16 protein-coding genes are annotated in these 16,215 nt (G+C 70.7%); all 16 read right to left on the reverse strand.

All coding sequences use genetic code 11. The features are described from left to right. Positions 1-104: 104 nt before the first annotated feature. Positions 105-1,865 carry a proline--tRNA ligase gene (locus BIV04_RS02630; protein WP_071253876.1) on the reverse strand — a complete coding sequence of 587 codons (1,761 nt, stop codon included), beginning with the start codon at positions 1,863-1,865 and terminating at the stop codon, positions 105-107. Positions 1,866-1,891: 26 nt separating this feature from the next. Further along, the gene (locus tag BIV04_RS02635) at positions 1,892-2,728 is read right to left on the reverse strand and encodes a hypothetical protein (protein ID WP_071253878.1); all 837 of its coding nucleotides are present in this window, start codon (positions 2,726-2,728) and stop codon (positions 1,892-1,894) included. After that, positions 2,725-3,831 (reverse strand): VWA domain-containing protein, encoded by a 1,107-nt coding sequence (locus BIV04_RS02640; protein WP_255364120.1) that lies wholly within the window; start codon positions 3,829-3,831, stop codon positions 2,725-2,727. The genes BIV04_RS02635 and BIV04_RS02640 overlap by 4 nt, the downstream gene beginning before the upstream one ends. Then, positions 3,828-4,826, reverse strand: a complete 999-nt coding sequence (locus tag BIV04_RS02645) for a VWA domain-containing protein (RefSeq protein ID WP_054145764.1) — start codon at positions 4,824-4,826, stop codon at positions 3,828-3,830. The genes BIV04_RS02640 and BIV04_RS02645 overlap by 4 nt, the downstream gene beginning before the upstream one ends. After that, the gene (locus BIV04_RS02650; protein ID WP_071253880.1) at positions 4,817-5,299 is read right to left on the reverse strand and encodes a hypothetical protein; all 483 of its coding nucleotides are present in this window, start codon (positions 5,297-5,299) and stop codon (positions 4,817-4,819) included. The genes BIV04_RS02645 and BIV04_RS02650 overlap by 10 nt, the downstream gene beginning before the upstream one ends. Beyond that, positions 5,286-6,173, reverse strand: coding sequence for a DUF58 domain-containing protein (locus BIV04_RS02655; protein WP_071253882.1), 888 nt, complete (start codon positions 6,171-6,173; stop codon positions 5,286-5,288). Before BIV04_RS02655 ends, BIV04_RS02650 begins: the two co-directional genes overlap by 14 nt. Positions 6,174-6,178: 5 nt before the next feature. After that, positions 6,179-7,210: a MoxR family ATPase gene (locus BIV04_RS02660; protein WP_083396073.1), complete on the reverse strand. Its 1,032-nt coding sequence runs from the start codon at positions 7,208-7,210 to the stop codon at positions 6,179-6,181. 55 nt (positions 7,211-7,265) lie between these two features. Then, positions 7,266-7,925 (reverse strand): methionine ABC transporter permease, encoded by a 660-nt coding sequence (locus BIV04_RS02665; protein WP_043596109.1) that lies wholly within the window; start codon positions 7,923-7,925, stop codon positions 7,266-7,268. Between the two features lies 1 nt (position 7,926). Next, positions 7,927-8,988 (reverse strand): methionine ABC transporter ATP-binding protein, encoded by a 1,062-nt coding sequence (locus BIV04_RS02670; RefSeq protein ID WP_071253884.1) that lies wholly within the window; start codon positions 8,986-8,988, stop codon positions 7,927-7,929. A gap of 84 nt (positions 8,989-9,072) precedes the next feature. Beyond that, positions 9,073-9,996 (reverse strand): MetQ/NlpA family ABC transporter substrate-binding protein, encoded by a 924-nt coding sequence (locus tag BIV04_RS02675; protein ID WP_071253886.1) that lies wholly within the window; start codon positions 9,994-9,996, stop codon positions 9,073-9,075. A 231-nt stretch (positions 9,997-10,227) separates the two neighbouring features. Beyond that, entirely contained in the window at positions 10,228-11,376 is a 1,149-nt protein-coding gene (gene ispG, locus BIV04_RS02680) for a flavodoxin-dependent (E)-4-hydroxy-3-methylbut-2-enyl-diphosphate synthase (RefSeq protein ID WP_171007237.1), read from the reverse strand. A gap of 80 nt (positions 11,377-11,456) precedes the next feature. Next, complete coding sequence (locus BIV04_RS02685; protein WP_218141786.1) at positions 11,457-12,788, reverse strand: RIP metalloprotease; 1,332 nt, start codon at positions 12,786-12,788, stop codon at positions 11,457-11,459. A gap of 84 nt (positions 12,789-12,872) precedes the next feature. Then, positions 12,873-13,949, reverse strand: coding sequence for a 1-deoxy-D-xylulose-5-phosphate reductoisomerase (locus tag BIV04_RS02690; RefSeq protein WP_071253888.1), 1,077 nt, complete (start codon positions 13,947-13,949; stop codon positions 12,873-12,875). A gap of 88 nt (positions 13,950-14,037) precedes the next feature. Next, positions 14,038-15,051: an FKBP-type peptidyl-prolyl cis-trans isomerase gene (locus BIV04_RS02695; RefSeq protein ID WP_071253890.1), complete on the reverse strand. Its 1,014-nt coding sequence runs from the start codon at positions 15,049-15,051 to the stop codon at positions 14,038-14,040. A gap of 36 nt (positions 15,052-15,087) precedes the next feature. Next, on the reverse strand, positions 15,088-15,648 hold the full coding sequence (locus tag BIV04_RS02700; protein ID WP_055972195.1) for an FKBP-type peptidyl-prolyl cis-trans isomerase: 561 nt from the start codon (positions 15,646-15,648) through the stop codon (positions 15,088-15,090). 74 nt (positions 15,649-15,722) lie between these two features. Beyond that, positions 15,723-16,214, reverse strand: a complete 492-nt coding sequence (locus tag BIV04_RS02705; protein WP_071253892.1) for an OsmC family protein — start codon at positions 16,212-16,214, stop codon at positions 15,723-15,725. Position 16,215: the final 1 nt, after the last annotated feature.

Genomic DNA, 16,215 nt, shown 5'->3' on the forward strand with positions numbered 1-16,215 from the left:
CTACGGTACCCGAGAGCGGGGTGCCCGGCGGACCGTTCGCCGGGGTCGGCACCGCGCCTCCTCGGGGTCGTCCCGACCGGGACGAGGAGGCGCGGTGCCGGCGCTCAGGACGCCCGCGGAGCCGTGAGGGTCGCGACGGCCTCGGCCACGGGGACCGGGGTGCGCTCGCCCGTGCGGCGGTCCCAGAGTTCGACGACGCCCTCGCCGGCCGAGCGGCCGACGACGACGATCTGCGGCACGCCGAGCAGTTCGGCGTCGCCGAACTTGACCCCGGGAGAGACCTTGGGACGGTCGTCGTAGAGGACGTCAAGGCGGTGGGCCTCGAGGTCGGCGGTGAGCTTCTCGGCGACCTCGTAGACCACGGGGTCCTTGCCCGTGGCCACGACGTGCACGTCGAAGGGGGCGACGTTCGTGGGCCAGATCAGGCCCTTGGCGTCGTTGTTCGCCTCGGCGATCACCGCGAGGATGCGGGTGACGCCGATGCCGTACGACCCCATCGTGACCGTGACCTGCTTGCCGTTCTCGTCGAGCACCTTGAGGCCGAGCGCCTCGGCGTACTTGCGACCGAGCTGGAAGACGTGGCCGATCTCCATGCCGCGGGCGGTCTCGATCGGGCCGGAGCCGTCGGGGGCGGGGTCGCCCTCGCGGACCTGTGCGGCCTCGATGGTGCCGTCCGCGGTGAAGTCGCGACCCATGACCAGGTCGGCGACGTGCACGCCCTTCTCGTTCGCCCCGGTGACCCAGGCCGAGCCCTCGACCACGCGAGGGTCGACGAAGTACCTGATGCCCGAATCGGACTCGCCGCCGAGCACCTGGGGGCCGAGGTAGCCGCGGACCAGGACGGGGTTCTTCACGAAGTCGGCGTCGCCGGCGGCCTCGACCTCGGCCGGCGCGAAGGCGACCTCGAGCCGCTTCATGTCGACCTCGCGGTCGCCGGGCAGGCCGACGACGACGAGCTCACGGCGTCCGTCGAGGTGGCTGAGCGCGACGACGACGTTCTTCAGCGTGTCGGCGGCCGTCCAGGGGCCGGAGTCCCGGGCCTCGTCGGCGTTGAGCTGGGCCACGAGCGAGTCGATGGTCGGCGTGTCGGCGGGTGCCAGACGACGGGCGGGGGCCAGGCCCTCGAGCGGGACCGTGTCGGGCACGATCGTCGTGAAGGCCTCGACGTTCGCGGTGTAGCCGCCGGCCGAGCGGACGAAGGTGTCCTCGCCGATGACGGTCGGGTGCAGGAACTCCTCGCTGCGCGAGCCACCCATGGCCCCGGCGTCCGCCTTGACGATGACGTACTCGAGGCCGAGACGGGTGAAGATGCGCTCGTAGGCGTCGCGCTGCTTCTGGTAGCTCTCGTCGAGCCCGGCGTCGGACGCGTCGAACGAGTAGGCGTCCTTCATCGTGAACTCGCGGCCACGCAGCAGGCCGGCCCGGGGCCGTGCCTCGTCGCGGTACTTGTCCTGGATCTGGAACAGCGTCAGGGGAAGGTCTTTGTAGGACGAGTAGAGGTCTTTCACCAGCAGGGTGAAGGCCTCTTCGTGCGTGGGGGCCAGCAGGTAGTCGGCGTCCTTGCGGTCTTTGAGCCGGAACATGCCGTCGCCGTACTCGGTCCAGCGGCCGGTGGCCTCGTAGGGCTCACGGGGCAGCAACGCGGGGAAGTGCACCTCTTGGGCACCGGCGGCCTGCATCTCGTCGCGGATGATCGCCTCGATCTTCGCCTTGACGCGCAGGCCGAGAGGCAGCCAGGCGAAGACGCCCGGCGCCTGACGCCGGATGTACCCGGCCCGGACGAGCAGCCGGTGGCTGGTCACCTCGGCGTCGGAGGGGTCTTCTCGGAGGGTGCGGACGAAGAGCTGGGAGAGACGAGTGGACACCCGTCCAGCTTAGGGGCGTGCCCGGGTCACCACGGCTTGCCGTCGTAGTCGCCCGGGTTCTGCTCGTAGTAGCGGTCGCGGTCGGTGTCTTGTTGTTGCTGCTGCTGACTCTGCTCGCCCTGCTGCTGCAGTTGGTCGAGGGGGTCGTCGGACTCGGCCTGCCCCTCGCCCTCGCCGGGCTCGTCTCCCCCGGCACCGGGATCGCTGCCGTCGTCGCCCCCGGGCTGCTGCTCGTCGCCCTCGCCCCCCTGGGCCTGCTGCCCCTTCTCGTCGAGGCGCTGCTGGGCGTCGTCGAGCGGCTGGGAGGTGTCGGGCTGTTGGGGGTCCTCCGGCGGCTGGAAACAGCCCTCGGGCGCCTCGTCGACGGTCTTCTGCCCGAGTTCGTACAGCGCCTCGGCGTCGGCGTAGCGCAGTTCGAGCAGGGCCGCGTCGCCCTGCGCCTCGATCGTGAGCACCAGGTTGACCCGGATGACGCACGAGATCGTCGCGTCGTCGGGAGCGAGGTCGAGCGCCGTGACGAACTCTTGCCGAGCCACGTCGAGCACGCCGATCTGGGCGTAGGCGGTGCCCCGGTCGAAGTGGTGCACCCACGGCTCGACCACGTTGGCGACGCCGAGCGGCTCGGAGAGGGAGGCACTGCGTTCGAACCGCTGGTCGCCGTACGACCACTGCGTCAGGGCGGCGAACGTGGGCAGGCTGAGCAGCTTGAGCGCGACGAGCAGGACCACGAGGACGACCGGTGCCGACCAGAGCAGCAGCCGACGCCGGAGACGCTTGCGGTACTGCTCGACGGTGGGCCCGGCCTCGGCCTCGCGGGCGCGGCGGATCTCGTCGACGGGCGGCGGGACGAGGGTGTCGGTCACGGGCGTGCTCCCCTGTCGGGTCGGGCGGCGTCGAGGGCCGACGTCGCAGCACGGCCACGCCCCCGGCCCGGCCCACTCTCGTCGCGCTGGGGCCGTGTCGGGCGGACCTCGCCCAGGGCCCTGGCCACGAGGGCGACGTCGATCAACAGCAGGAGGAACGCGGGGATGGCGGCGATCCAGTAGAGGTCGATCAGGCTGTCGGCCCGCCCCTCGTCCGAGGCGACGGCCCCGTCACGGGCGTCCGCGACGGCGGCGTCCACGGACGTGTCGGCCGTGCGGTGCACGTACGGCACGCCGAGCTGATCGGCGATGCGCCGGAGGGCGTCCTCGTCGATCGTCGAGACGGCGTCGGGATCGCCGGGCTGCGTGCGGTCCTGGATGTACTCCTTGGTCGAGTACTCGTCGCCGTAGCCGTCGAAGACGCGCATCTTGCCCCCCTGCTCGGTGCCGTAGCCGAAGACGGCACCGCCGTCGACGTCACCGGCCGAGGCCGCGAAGCTCTCGGGCTCGGTGCCGCTGGTCTGCTCGCCATCGCCGAGGTAGTAGACGACGTTGGCTCGTTCGGGGGCGCTCTGCCGCGCCTCGGTCAACCGCTCGGCCAGCAGGTCGTTCGCCTCGCTGACGGAGCTGCCGCTCGAATAGTAGGTGACCTCTTGGTTCATGGCGTCCGCCGCGGCGACCACGGCGGAGGCGTCGTCGGTCAGCGGCGTCCGCAGGACGGCCGTGCTGTCGAAGGACAGCAACGAGAACCGTGCGCCCGCCAGCTGCGAGGTGACCTCGGCGATGTCGGACCGCACCCCGTCGAGACGACGCTGGCCGTCGCCCCAGTCCTCCGCCGCGATGCTCGAGGTCGTGTCGACCACGAAGAAGACGTTGAGCTGGGCGACCGACGCCTGGGCCGACCCGCCGGGGAGGCTCGGTCGCACCGCGACGACGAGGAGCAGGGCGACGATCACCAGTCGTCGCACCCAGGTGAGCAGGGCCCGTCGTCGGCCCCGCTCGGCCACGACGCGCCAGCCGGTGAACCCGAGCAGGGCGACGGCGGCCACGCCGAGGAGCCACCAGGGCAGCACGGGCTGGAAGACCAGCGCGCCGGCGATCACAGCCGCACCCGCCAGAGCATCACGAGCCCGCCCATCGCGACGAGCAAGGCGGCGATCGCCAGAGCCTGCGGGTGATCGGTCACCACGAGCCGTCGAGCCCCCGTGAACAGCCCCGCCTCGCGGGCGTCGATCTCGTCGACGATCTGCGGCACGGTCGTCGAATCGTCGAGGGCGTAGTAGCCGCCGTCGGTCGACTCGGCCGCGGTGCGCAGTTCGGCCGCGACCTGGTCGGCCACGGCGTCCGTGGCATGGTCGGCGGGGTTCACCGCGTACACGCGGACGTCGCGCTCGGTCGCCAGGTCGGCTGCCTCGGTGAGCGTGAGCAGGGCCTTGCCGTTGACGTAGTTGTCGGTGGCGAGCACGACCGACTTGGGTCGCGTGCTGTCGTCGTCGCCGAACCCGAGGACGCACGAGGCCAGCCCGTCACCGATCAACGAGGCACCGTCACCGAGGTCGGTGCCCGTCCAGTAGCGGGTGCCGTTCTCGCCCATGGTGTCGAACGAGTCGCGGTACTGCTCGAGTTGCGTGCGGACGAAGTCGTAGTCGTCGGTGAGCGGGAACGCCTGCACGGCCGAGCTGTCGAAGAGGTAGAGGCCGACGCGTTCGCCGTCGAGCCCCTGCGAGAGGGTCGAGAACGTGTCGACGATCTGGGAGTCGACCTCGGTCATGGAGCCCGACACGTCGAGGCAGAGCATGATGTCGCGCTTGTACGACTGCGGTTCGACGACGTCGGTGCTCGAGACGCGGGCCGCGAGCAGGACGCTGAGGCCGGTCAGCGCCACCATGGCGACGAGCACGACCGCGAGGGCGGCACGATAGCGCCGGACGACGCGCTGGTAGGCGGGCAGCGCGGTAAGTCGCTCGCCGTGCGCGACCGGGACGCCGAGACGACGGAGGCGCGCCCTGTCTCGGCGCCTCCACCGGACGTAGAGCCACGCCGCCACCGCCACGACCGCCAGTGCGACCAGCGGCAACCACCAGAAGATCAGCCCCATGACGACACCAGGTCTCTCGCGGTGGCGACGGCACGCGCGGTGTCGCCGGGCTCTTCGAGTCGGAAGGCCGGCGGGTAGTACTGCTCGACCGCCCCGGCGAGCCGGGGCAGGTTCGACTCGCGCAGATCGGCGAGGGTCATCACGTGCGTGTCGACGCCGTTCGTCTCGTGCGCGAAGAACCGCAACAGCAGGCTGAGCCGGGAGTGCACCCCGCGGTCGTTCAGCCGCCCCGAGGTCGCGGCCGTCTCGACCTCGTCGATCAGGGCGAGGTACTTCGCCTTGGTGTCGGCGAGGGCAGCCGGTCGGGACGCCGCCTGGGCCGCTCGCTGGGCCGGGGGAAGTCGCCGTGCCGAGAAACGGAACACGAAGACGTACCAGGCGACCACGAGGGCCAGCCCGATCAGGCCGAGCACGAGCCAGAGCACCCAGAGCGGGTACTGGTAGGGCCCGAAGAAGTCGTCAGCGCCCGACACGACGGTGCTTCTCGATCAGGGCGAACAGGCCCGGCACGACCTCGGCCTGGCTGCCGAGTCGCTGGCTGCTGATGCCGAGGGCCAGGAGTTCGCGCTCGGTGTCGCCCATGCGGCGGAGGGACGACTCGTCGAACTCGCGCCGGAGCTGCGCGTTCTCGCGGAGGTAGGCCGGCAGCCCGGACATCTCTCGCACGTCGAAGACCTCACCGGCGTGCCCGGCGCGGGTCATCAGGTCGGCGTCGCCGATCGTCAGCCAGACGACCTCGTGCTGGGCGCGCAGACGTCGGAGCAAGCGGGTGATGCGCTCGTCGATCGCGACGTCGTCGGTGACCACCAGCAGCATCGAGCGGCGTCGGATGCCGCGGGCGACCCACTCGAGCACCGAGGCGAGGTCGCTGGTCGGGGCGTCGAGGTCGACCCGTCGGTCGACCTGCCGCAGGAGGGTCTCGAGGTGGGCCTCGGTCGCGCCGGCCGGGTGCGCGCGAGTACCGGACGAGTCGCCCGCCACCAGGGACACGACGTCGCCGTGCTTCGCGGCGATGTAGGCGAGGGCGCCCGCCGCCATCAGCGCGATGTCTTTCTTGGACTCGCCGCTCGTGGCCGTCGCCGCCATGTTGCGACCGGTGTCCATCACCAGGACGAGGTTCTGCCGCCGGCTGGCGATGTACCGCTTGACCAGGGGCTCGCCGTGACGGGCCGTGGCCTTCCAGTCGATGTCTTTGACCTCGTCGCCCGGGACGTAGGCCCTGAGGTCGTCGAAGTCGTGGCTGCGCCCGTGGTGCACCGAGGCGTAGCCGCCCTCGAGCAGGTCGATGGTGCGTCGGTGGGCGAAGAGCCCCATCTTCGTCCGCACGCGCAGCAGCAGGCTGGCCACCGGCGTCAGGGGGTCTGGACGGCGCCGAACACGGCGTCGATGATCGTCTCGGGCGCGACCTCGTCGGCGGTGGCCTCGTAGTTGAGGATCATGCGGTGTCGCAGGACGGAGTGCCGCAGGTGCTTGACGTCCTCGGGGATGACGTAGTCGCGACCGTGGAGCAGGGCGAGGGCACGGGCCGCCTGCATGAAGGCGATGCTCGCCCGCGGGCTGGCCCCGAACTCGACGTAGTCGGCGAGGGTGGCCGGGATGTACTGCTGGGGGTGCCGCGTGACGTAGATGAGCTGAACGATGTAGTTGACGATCGACGCGTCGACGTAGACGCGCTTGGCCAGGTCTTGCAGGTAGACGACGTCGGCCAGGCCGACGCCGGTCGAGGGGGCAGCGGCCTCGTCGTAGACGCCGCTCTCGATGCGCCGGATGATCTCGGCCTCTTCGGCCGGAGTCGGATAGTCGAGGATCTCTTTCAACAGGAAGCGGTCGAGCTGCGCCTCGGGCAGCTGGTAGGTGCCCTCTTGCTCGATCGGGTTCTGCGTGGCCAGGACGAGGAAGGGCGACGGCAGCCGGTAGACCGTGCCACCGATGGTGGTCTGCCGCTCTTGCATCGCCTCGAGCATGGCGCTCTGGGTCTTGGCGCTCGAGCGGTTGATCTCGTCGAGCAGGACGAAGTTCGAGTGGACCGGCCCGAGCTGGGTGACGAACGTCGACTTCTGGGCGTCGTAGATCTGCGTGCCCGTGATGTCGCTCGGCAGCAGGTCGGGCGTGCACTGGATGCGCCGGAAGCTGGCGTCGATCGACTGCGCGATGGTCTGCGCGGCGGTCGTCTTGGCCAGCCCCGGGACACTCTCGAGCAGGACGTGCCCGCCGGTGATCAGGGCGACGAGCAGGGTGTCGCGGAGGGCCGTCTGACCCACGACCTTGCGGCCGAACGCCTGCGACACCGCCCCGACGATCTGCCGGGCCCGCTGGAGTTCGGCGGGCGTCACGGGGGCCGAGGCCGGCGGCGGAGTCTGGCTGGCGGTGGCGGTGTCGGTCACGCGCCCCACTGTAAACCAGTCCCCCGACAGCGTCGGTGCCCACGGCCCGGGTGCCTCATCGCCGCAGTGCGCGCCTCGCCAGCCAGTTGCCGAGGAACTGGACGAGCTGCACGAGGACGATGATCAGCAGCACCGCGGCCCAGGTCACGACCGGGTCGAACTGCCGATAGCCGTAGAGCAGGGCGAAGTTGCCGAGCCCGCCGCCGCCGATGTAGCCGGCCACCGCCGACATGTCGACCAGCGCGACGAAGATGAACGTGTACCCGAGGACGAGCGGTCCGAGCGCCTCGGGCAGCAGCACCGTGCCGATGATGCGGGCCGGGCCGGCCCCCGCGGCTCGTGCGGCCTCGATGACCCCCGGCTGCACGGTGAGCAGGTTCTGCTCGACGATGCGCGAGATGGCGAACGACGCGGCGAGCGACAGGGTGAAGATGATGGCCGGGTTGCCGCTGCCCGAACCGATGACGAACCTCGCCAACGGCTGGGCCGCGGCCAGGAAGATGATGAACGGGATCGGCCGGAACACGTTCACGACCACGTTCAGCACACCGTAGACGACGCGGTTCGCGAACAGGGCCCCGCCCCGCGTCAGGTAGAGCGCCAGGCCGAGCACGAGCCCGCCGATGCCGCCGAAGAGCAGCGTCAGGGCGACGATGTAGACGGTCTCGACGGCCGCCTGCCACAGCATCGGCTGCAGTTCGATCAGGGAGTCCATGTCAGCGTCCTTCCGTGGGTGCGGCCGAGGTCGTCGGCGAGGTGGGCAGTTCGGTCGCGTTGTCGCCCAGCTCGGCGACAGCCGCCCGGACGGCCGCGTCGTCACCGGTCACGGCGAGGGTCAGGGTGCCGAAGGTGCGCCCCTGGATGTCGTTCACGCCACCGAAGACGATCTCGAACGAGAGGCCGTGACGGGCGAGCAGGGCGAAGACGTCGCGCTGGTCGACGCCGCCCTCGGCGATGCGCACCGACACCAGGGTGCCGTCGTGCCGGGCCCGCAATGCCTCGAGCTCGTCACCGTGCGGCGTGCCCGCGATGACGGTCGAGACGAACCGTTTGGTCGACGCCTGCTGCGGGTCGGAGAACACCTCGAAGGTGGGGCCGGTCTCGACGACGCGTCCGGAGTCCATCACGGCCACCCGGTCGGCGATCGACTTGATGACGTCCATCTCGTGGGTGATCACGACGATGGTGATGCCGAGCTCGGCGTTGACGCGCTTGAGCAGCGCGAGCACCTCGCTCGTCGTCTCGGGGTCGAGCGCGCTCGTCGCCTCGTCGGCCAGCAGGATGCGGGGGTTCGTCGCGAGGGCCCGGGCGATGCCGACGCGCTGCTTCTGACCACCAGAGAGCTGGTCCGGCCGCGCGTGCGCCTTGTCGCCGAGGCCGACGAAGTGGAGCAGGTCGCTGATGCGCCGCTGGTGCTCGGCCTTCGGCACCCCCGCTGCCTTGAGCGGGAACTCGACGTTGCCCCAGACCGTCTTCGACGAGAAGAGGTTGAACTGCTGGAAGATCATGCCGATGCCGGCCCGGACCCCGCGCAGTTCGCGCTCACGCAGGCCGGTGATCTCGCGACCGTCGACGCGTATGCTCCCGCTCGTCGTGGGCTCGAGGGCGTTGACGAGGCGTACCAGGGTGCTCTTCCCCGCGCCCGAGTAACCGATGATGCCGAAGATCTCGCCCTCGGCGATCTCGAGGCTGACGCCGTCGACCGCGGTCAGCGGTGCGGCGCCCTTCTCGCGGGGCGGGTACGTCTTGACGACGTCGGTCAGGGTGATGGCGGGCACGCGTTCTCCTCGGCACGGGCGGAGGCCCGGACCGCGAGCGGGTGTCTGCGCGCGGTCCGGGCCGGGGGTGGCGACCTGGTGGGGTCAGCCGTTCTGTTCGACGAGCTTCTCGGTCTCGGTCAGCGATTTCTCGAGGTCGCTCGCGGGGATCTTCGTGATGATCGCCGTGCCACCCGAGTTGTCGACGACGCCGTCGGTGACGGTCTTGGTGTCCTGGTAGATCTGGACGAGCTTCCGGTAGGTCGCGTTGTCCTTGTCCTCCGCACGGGCGGCGAAGACGTTGGCGTAGGGCACCGACGAGGGGTCCTCGGGGTCGTCCTGGGCGATGACGTCGTCGGTCGACAGGCCGGCCTTGGTCGCGAAGTCATTGTTGATGATCGCGCCGGCGTAGTCGGGCAGCGAGGTGGCGGCGAGGTCGGCGCTCACCGTGGCGACCTTGACCTTCGACTTCGACTCGTCGACGTCGTTGACGCCCGAGAAGATCGTGCCGCCGTCCTTCAGCGAGACCAGGCCGTTCGACTGCAGCACGAGCAGGGCGCGGGCCAGGTTGCTCGAGTCGTCGGGGATCGCGATGGTGTCGCCCTGCTGGAAGTCGCTCAGCTCGGTGTACTTCGACGAGTACAGCGGCAGGGGGTAGATCGCCGTCGAACCGATCGGCACGATGTCGTTGCCCGAGGCCACGTCGTACTGCGCGAGGTAGACGATGTGCTGGAACTGGTTCAGGTCGATCTCGCCGTCGGCGAGGGCAGGGTTCGGCTGCTCGTAGTCCGAGTAGTCCACGAGGTCGACCGTGATGCCCTCGTCGGCCGCGGCCTGGACGAAGTCGGCCCAGTACGGGTCGCTCGCGCCGACGACGCCGATGCGGACGGTCTCGTCGTCGCCACCGCCACGGGTGACTCCGATCGCGATTCCGACGGCGGCGAGCACGACGACGACCGCGACGATGATGGCGATCAGTCGACCGGGGCCCTTCTTGGGGGCGTCGATCAGGGGGGCGCTGCTGGTCATGGGTTCCTCTCGGGGCGCTGCGGGAGCACCGCTCGGGGGTGGGCCGAGGCTGTCGCGGTGCGTGCTCCATGCTGGCCGACGCCCCGGGGCGCGTCACATCGGGGCGTCACACGACGACACACGGCCAAGGCGACCCCGGGCACGGACGCGACCACACGCAGGAGGCGCGGTGCGAGTACCCTCGCACCGCGCCTCCTGAAGGGGGTCGCGTCGCCCCCGGGGCGTGCCGGGTCAGACGGTGACGACCTCGGGCGAGCCCAGCTCGCCGGGGGGCATCTCGGCGGCGAGGCGGTTCGCCTCGTCGATGAGCGTCTGGACGATCTCGGACTCGGGGACGGTCTTGATGACCTCGCCCTTGACGAAGATCTGCCCCTTGCCGTTGCCGGACGCGACGCCGAGGTCGGCCTCGCGGGCCTCGCCCGGGCCGTTGACGACACAGCCCATGACGGCGACGCGCAGGGGCACGGTCATGCCCTCGAGACCGTCGGTGACGTCGTTGGCGAGCTTGTAGACGTCGACCTGGGCACGACCGCAGCTGGGGCAGCTGACGATCTCGAGCTTGCGCTCGCGCAGGTTGAGCGACTGCAGGATCTGCAGGCCGACCTTGACCTCTTGGGCGGGCGGGGCACTGAGGCTGACGCGGATGGTGTCGCCGATGCCCTCGCTCAGCAGGATGCCGAACGCCGTGGCCGACTTGATCGTGCCCTGGAACTCGGGACCGGCCTCGGTGACGCCGAGGTGCAGGGGCCAGTCACCCCGCTCGGCGAGCTGGCGGTAGGCCTTGACCATGACGATCGGGTCGTTGTGCTTGACCGAGATCTTGAAGTCGTGGAAGTCGTGCTCTTCGAAGAGCGAGGCCTCCCACACGGCGGACTCTACGAGCGCCTCGGGCGTGGCCTTGCCGTACTTCTGCAGGATGCTGGGCTCGAGCGAGCCGGCGTTGACGCCGATGCGGATCGAGACGCCCGCGGCCTTCGCCGCGGCGGCGATCTTGCCGACCTGGTCGTCGAACTTGCGGATGTTGCCGGGGTTGACCCGGACCGCCGCACAACCGGCGTCGATCGCCTGGTAGACGTAGTTGGGCTGGAAGTGGATGTCGGCGATGACCGGGATCTGGCTCTTCTTCGCGATGATCGGAAGGGCCTCGGCGTCGTCACGGCTCGGCACGGCGACGCGCACGATGTCGCAGCCGCTGGCCGTGAGCTCGGCGATCTGCTGCAGGGTGGCGTTGATGTTGGGGGTCGGAGTCGTGGTCATCGACTGCACGCTGACGGGGGCGTCGCCGCCCACGAGCACCTTGCCGACCTTGATCTGCCGCGTCTTGCGGCGCGGGGCGAGGACTTCGGGGACCTTCGGCATTCCGAGATTGACTGCTGGCACGGTGTCATCGTAAACCTCGGCGCTGGACGCCGCGTGACGGGCGGGTGACCGGCCCGTCACGCGAGGCCCGCGACCGGTCGTCAGCCGAAGATGTCGATCGGGTTCACGATGTCGGCGTAGGTCAGCAGGACGGTCATGCCACCGAGCAGGATCACGATGGCGAAGGTCACGGGGATGGCCTTGGCCGTGTCGACCGGGCCCGGATCGGGACGGCGGAAGAGCTTGGCGAAGCCTCGGCGGATCGCCTCGATGAGGGCGCCGGCCACGTGGCCGCCGTCGAGGGGCATGAGCGGCACGAGGTTGAACACGAACAGCGCGACGTTGAGGCTCGCGAGCAGACCGACGAGGGTGCTGATGCGGTCGACCACGGGGATGGTGTCGAGGCTCGCGATCTCTCCCGCCATGCGCCCGACGCCGACGACGCTGACCGGGCCGTTCGGGTCGCGCTCGGCCCCGCCGAAGGCGGCCTGGGCCACCCCGACGAGACGCTGCGGCAGGGTGACGATGACGCCGACCACGTGCGCGATGTTGTCGCCGACGGCCGGCAGCACAGCCGTCACGGGCTCGCGCACCTTCTCGTAGGCGAAGCCGATGCCGACGAAGCCGACCTCTTGCGTCTGCGAACTGCCGTCCGGGTTCGTCGCGACGGCACCGCTCGACGTGGTCACGTAGCGCTCGGACAACGCCGGTGTCACCTGGAGCGTGCGCTCGGTGCCGTCGCGGTCGACCACGACGTCGAGTGTGTCGCCGGGAGAACGCTGCAGGATGCTCGTGATCTGGTCGCCGTCGGTGACGGTCGTGCCGTCGATCGACACGATGCGGTCACCGTTCAGCATGCCCGCGGCGTAGGCGGGGGCCTCGGGGGCGTCGGACGGGCAGCTCGTCTCGGTCGACCCGGCGGGCAGGACGCAGGTGCTGACGCTGCCGACGGTCGTGCTCGCCTGCTGGACGCCGAAGCCGCAGAGCAGCACGGCGAACAACACGATCGCGATGAGCAGGTTCATGAACGGCCCGCCGAGCATGATGATGACGCGCTTGTACACGGGCAGGCGGTAGAAGGTGCGCGACTCGTCGCCCTCGTCGACGGTCTCGGCACTGGCGGTCCGGGCGTCCTGCACGAGGGTGTTGAAGAAGCCGGTGCTCGACTGGCGCGCGCCTCCCCCGGTCTTGCCCGGAGGGAACATGCCCGACATCGAGATGTAGCCGCCGAGGGGCAGCGCCTTGACGCCGTACTCGGTCTCGCCCTTCTTGCGCGAGAAGACGGTCGGCCCGAAGCCGATCATGTACTGGCCGACCTTTACGCCGAACTTCTTCGCCGGCACGAGGTGGCCCACCTCGTGCAGGGCGATCGACACGGCCAACCCGACGACCATGACCAGGACGCCGAGCACGAAGAGGAGGATCGTCTGCACCGGGCAAGGGTAGCCGCCCGTGGCCGGACGTCCACCGCGCCGACGCCATGACGACGCTGGGAGCCCCGAACTGGGGCGGCGGCCTCAGCGGGCCAGCAATGCGTCCGCCTCGGCACGGGCCCAGCGTTCGGCGTCGAGCACGCCCTCGAGGCTGCTCTCGCCCGCGGTGTGCCGGTCGACGACGGCCTCGACCACGTCGAGGATGTCGAGGTACCCGACGCGTCCCGCGTGGAACGCCAGGACGGCCTGCTCGTTGGCCGCGTTGAAGACGGCCGGGTAGGTGCCCCTGGCCCGCCCGACCTGCTTGGCGAGCCGCACGGCCGGGAAGGCCTGCTCGTCGAGGGGCTCGAACGTCCAGGTGGAGGCGCGGGTCCAGTCGAGGGGGACGCCCACCCCCTCGACGCGGTCCGGCCAGGCGAGCCCGAGCGAGATCGGCAGGCGCATGTCGGGGGGCGAGGCCTGCGCGATGGTCGAGCCGTCGACGAACTCGACCATGGAGTGGACGATCGACTGCGGGTGAACCGTGACGTCGATGTGGTCGTAGTCGACGTCGAACAGGAGGTGCGCCTCGATCACCTCGAGCCCCTTGTTGACCAGGGTCGACGAGTTCGTCGTGACGACCAAGCCCATGTCCCAGGTGGGGTGAGCGAGCGCCTCGCGCGGGGTGACGGCGGCCAGCGAGTCCCGCGTGCGACCGCGGAACGGCCCTCCCGACGCCGTCAGGACGAGCCGGCGCACCTCGCGGTCGCTGCCCGAGCGCAGGGCCTGCGCGATCGCCGAGTGCTCGGAGTCGACCGGCACGATCTGACCGGGGGCGGCCCGCTGCGTCACGAGGTCGCCACCGACGATCAGGCTCTCTTTGTTCGCCAGGGCGAGCGACGCACCCGAGTCCAGGGCGGCGAGGGTCGGTGCGAGGCCGACCGAGCCCGTGATGCCGTTCAGGACGACGTCGGCCCGGACGTCGCGGACGAGCTGCACCGATTCGTCGGTGCCGAGGGCCGTGTGCTCGACGCCGAACTCGGCCGCCTGAGCGGCCATGCCCTGGCGGTCCGAGCCGGCGGAGAGGCCGACCACCTCGAAGAGATCGGGGTGGGCCCGGACGACGTCGAGGGCCTGGACCCCGATCGAACCGGTGGAGCCGAGGATCGTGATGCGACGCATGGGGTCAGCCTAGGGCGAGCGCCGGCGGGGCCGCCCACCGCCGCTCAGCACCCCAAGGCTGGGCGACCCCCGGCTGGGCGACCCGTGGCTAGGCGACGGCGAGGATGTCGATCACGAAGACGAGCGTGTCGGTGCCTCCGATGCCGGCCGAGGGCTGGCCGGCCTCGCCGTAGCCCTCGGCGGGCGGGATGATCACCACGACCTGCGAGCCGACCGTCTGACCGATCATCGCCTTGGCGAATCCGGGCACGACCTGGTCGGTCGAGAAAGGCGTCGGCGTGCCCTTGCCCCAGCTCTGGTCGAAGACCTCGCCGGTGGTCCAGTTGACGCCCTGGTACTGGACGGTGACGTTCGCGGGGTCGGGGACGACGGGGCCGTCGCCCTTCTTGAGGACCTCGATCTGCAGATCGGACGGAGGGTCGGTGCCAGGCGGGATAGTCACGGTCGGCTGACCGTCGTCGGCGAGCTCGACCGCCGGGAAGCCGTCCTCGGGAGGCTGGGACTCGCCCGTCGCCTTGGTCGGCACGATGGAGACGACGTCGGCGACGATGACCACGGGCGTGGGCGTGGCGGCCTGCTCCCCCGCGGTCGCGGTCGTCATGTCGGCCGCAGAGGCGACGGTCACCGTGCGACTGCCCGAGGGCACGCAGGCGATCGCGTCGACGATGCCGGGCACGTAGTAGTCGGTGCTCACCGTGAGCTGCGTGGGCTGCTGGCCCTCGTCGAAACCGGCCGACGTGACCTCGGCCCCGGTGGTCGCGTCGTAGACCGCGATGCGGACGTTGGCCACCGCGCCCGGCCCGGCGACCTCGCCGTTGCCCTCGACCAGGGTCGTGCGTTGGGTCGACGTGACCTCGAGCGGGGTGTCGAAGCTGACCTCGGGCGCGGCCTCGACCTCGCCCGTGACGTCGACGCCGTCGGACAGGGACCCCGACGCCGGCGCCTTGCAGTCGCCGGAGGCGCCGCTCGCCGTGGGAGACGGCTGGTCGGAACCCCCCGTGCAACCGCTCAGTACGAGGGCGACGAGCGGAACGGCTGCCAGGGCGACGATCCGTCCTCGACGGACACGGGTGGACGGACGAGGAGGCGCGGTGCGGGTCATCGAGGAGTCGTCTCGGAGGTCGACGGCGACGGCCGACTAGGAGACGGCGAGGATGTCGATGACGAAGACGAGCGTGTCGGTGCCCGAGATGCCCGCCTGCGGGGCGCCGGCCTCGCCGTAGCCGTCGGCCGGCGGGATGACGACGACCGTCTGCGACCCGACGGTCTGCCCGACCATGCCGTCCGCGAAGCCGGTGATGACCTGGTCGGTCGAGAAGGTGGCCGGCGCACCGCGCGACCAGCTCTCGTCGAAGATCTCGCCGGTGTTCCAGATGACGCCCTGGTACTGGACGGTGACGGTGTCGCCGGCCTGCACCGTGGCGCCGTCGCCCTTGATCAGGGTCTCGACGCCGAGCTCGGTCGGCGCGTCCGCCTCGGGGACGGTCACCGTCGGACGGCCGTCGGCGTCGAGTTCGACGGTCGGGAAGCCGGCCTGCGGGGCCTGGGGCTCGCCCGAGGCCCGCAGCGGGACGTCGGACGTCGACGACGCCGAGCTGGTCGGCGTCGCGGTGTCGGACGACCCGCCGGCGTCGCCGGCGCAGGCCGCCAACGACAGGAGGAGGGCGGGGACGGCCAGGAGGGCGAGGGAGCGGCGCATGGGGATCTCTCGGTCGGAGTGACGGGGCTCGCGCCGTGGGACTCGGCGCGGCGGAGGTGCCGTGCCATTGTGCCTCACGCCCGGTCGGCTTCTCTGGACGCCGCCACCACGGTCGGCTCGTGGCCGACGGGGAAGGCGACCGACGCCGCGATGAAGCACTTGCGGCTCGCGTCGGCGTGCAGCTCGAGGGCGCGCTCGACCATGTCGTCGTCGGCGACGGTCACCCGAGGTCGCAGGGTCACCGACGTGAAGCGACCGCCGCCGTCCTGCGTCTGCGTCATGCGCCCCACGGCGGCGTCCTCGTAGGCGACCACGACCACGCCCGCGGTGGCGGCGACGTGCAGGTAGCTGAGGAGGTGGCACTGCGCCAGTGCGGCGAGCAGCAGCTCCTCGGGGTTCCACCGGTCGGCGTCACCGTGGAAGGTTCGATCGGCCGACGCCAGGATGTCGTGCTGCTTGCCGGTGGCGACGATCGTGTTGTCCCGGCCGTACGAACGGTACGAGGTGGTGCCTTCGCCCCGGTCGCCCGTCCAGTGGACGTCGACGGCGTAGTCGTGGTCGAGCATG

Source organism: Frigoribacterium sp. MCBA15_019 (assembly GCF_001864945.1).
Lineage (GTDB): Bacteria > Actinomycetota > Actinomycetes > Actinomycetales > Microbacteriaceae > Frigoribacterium.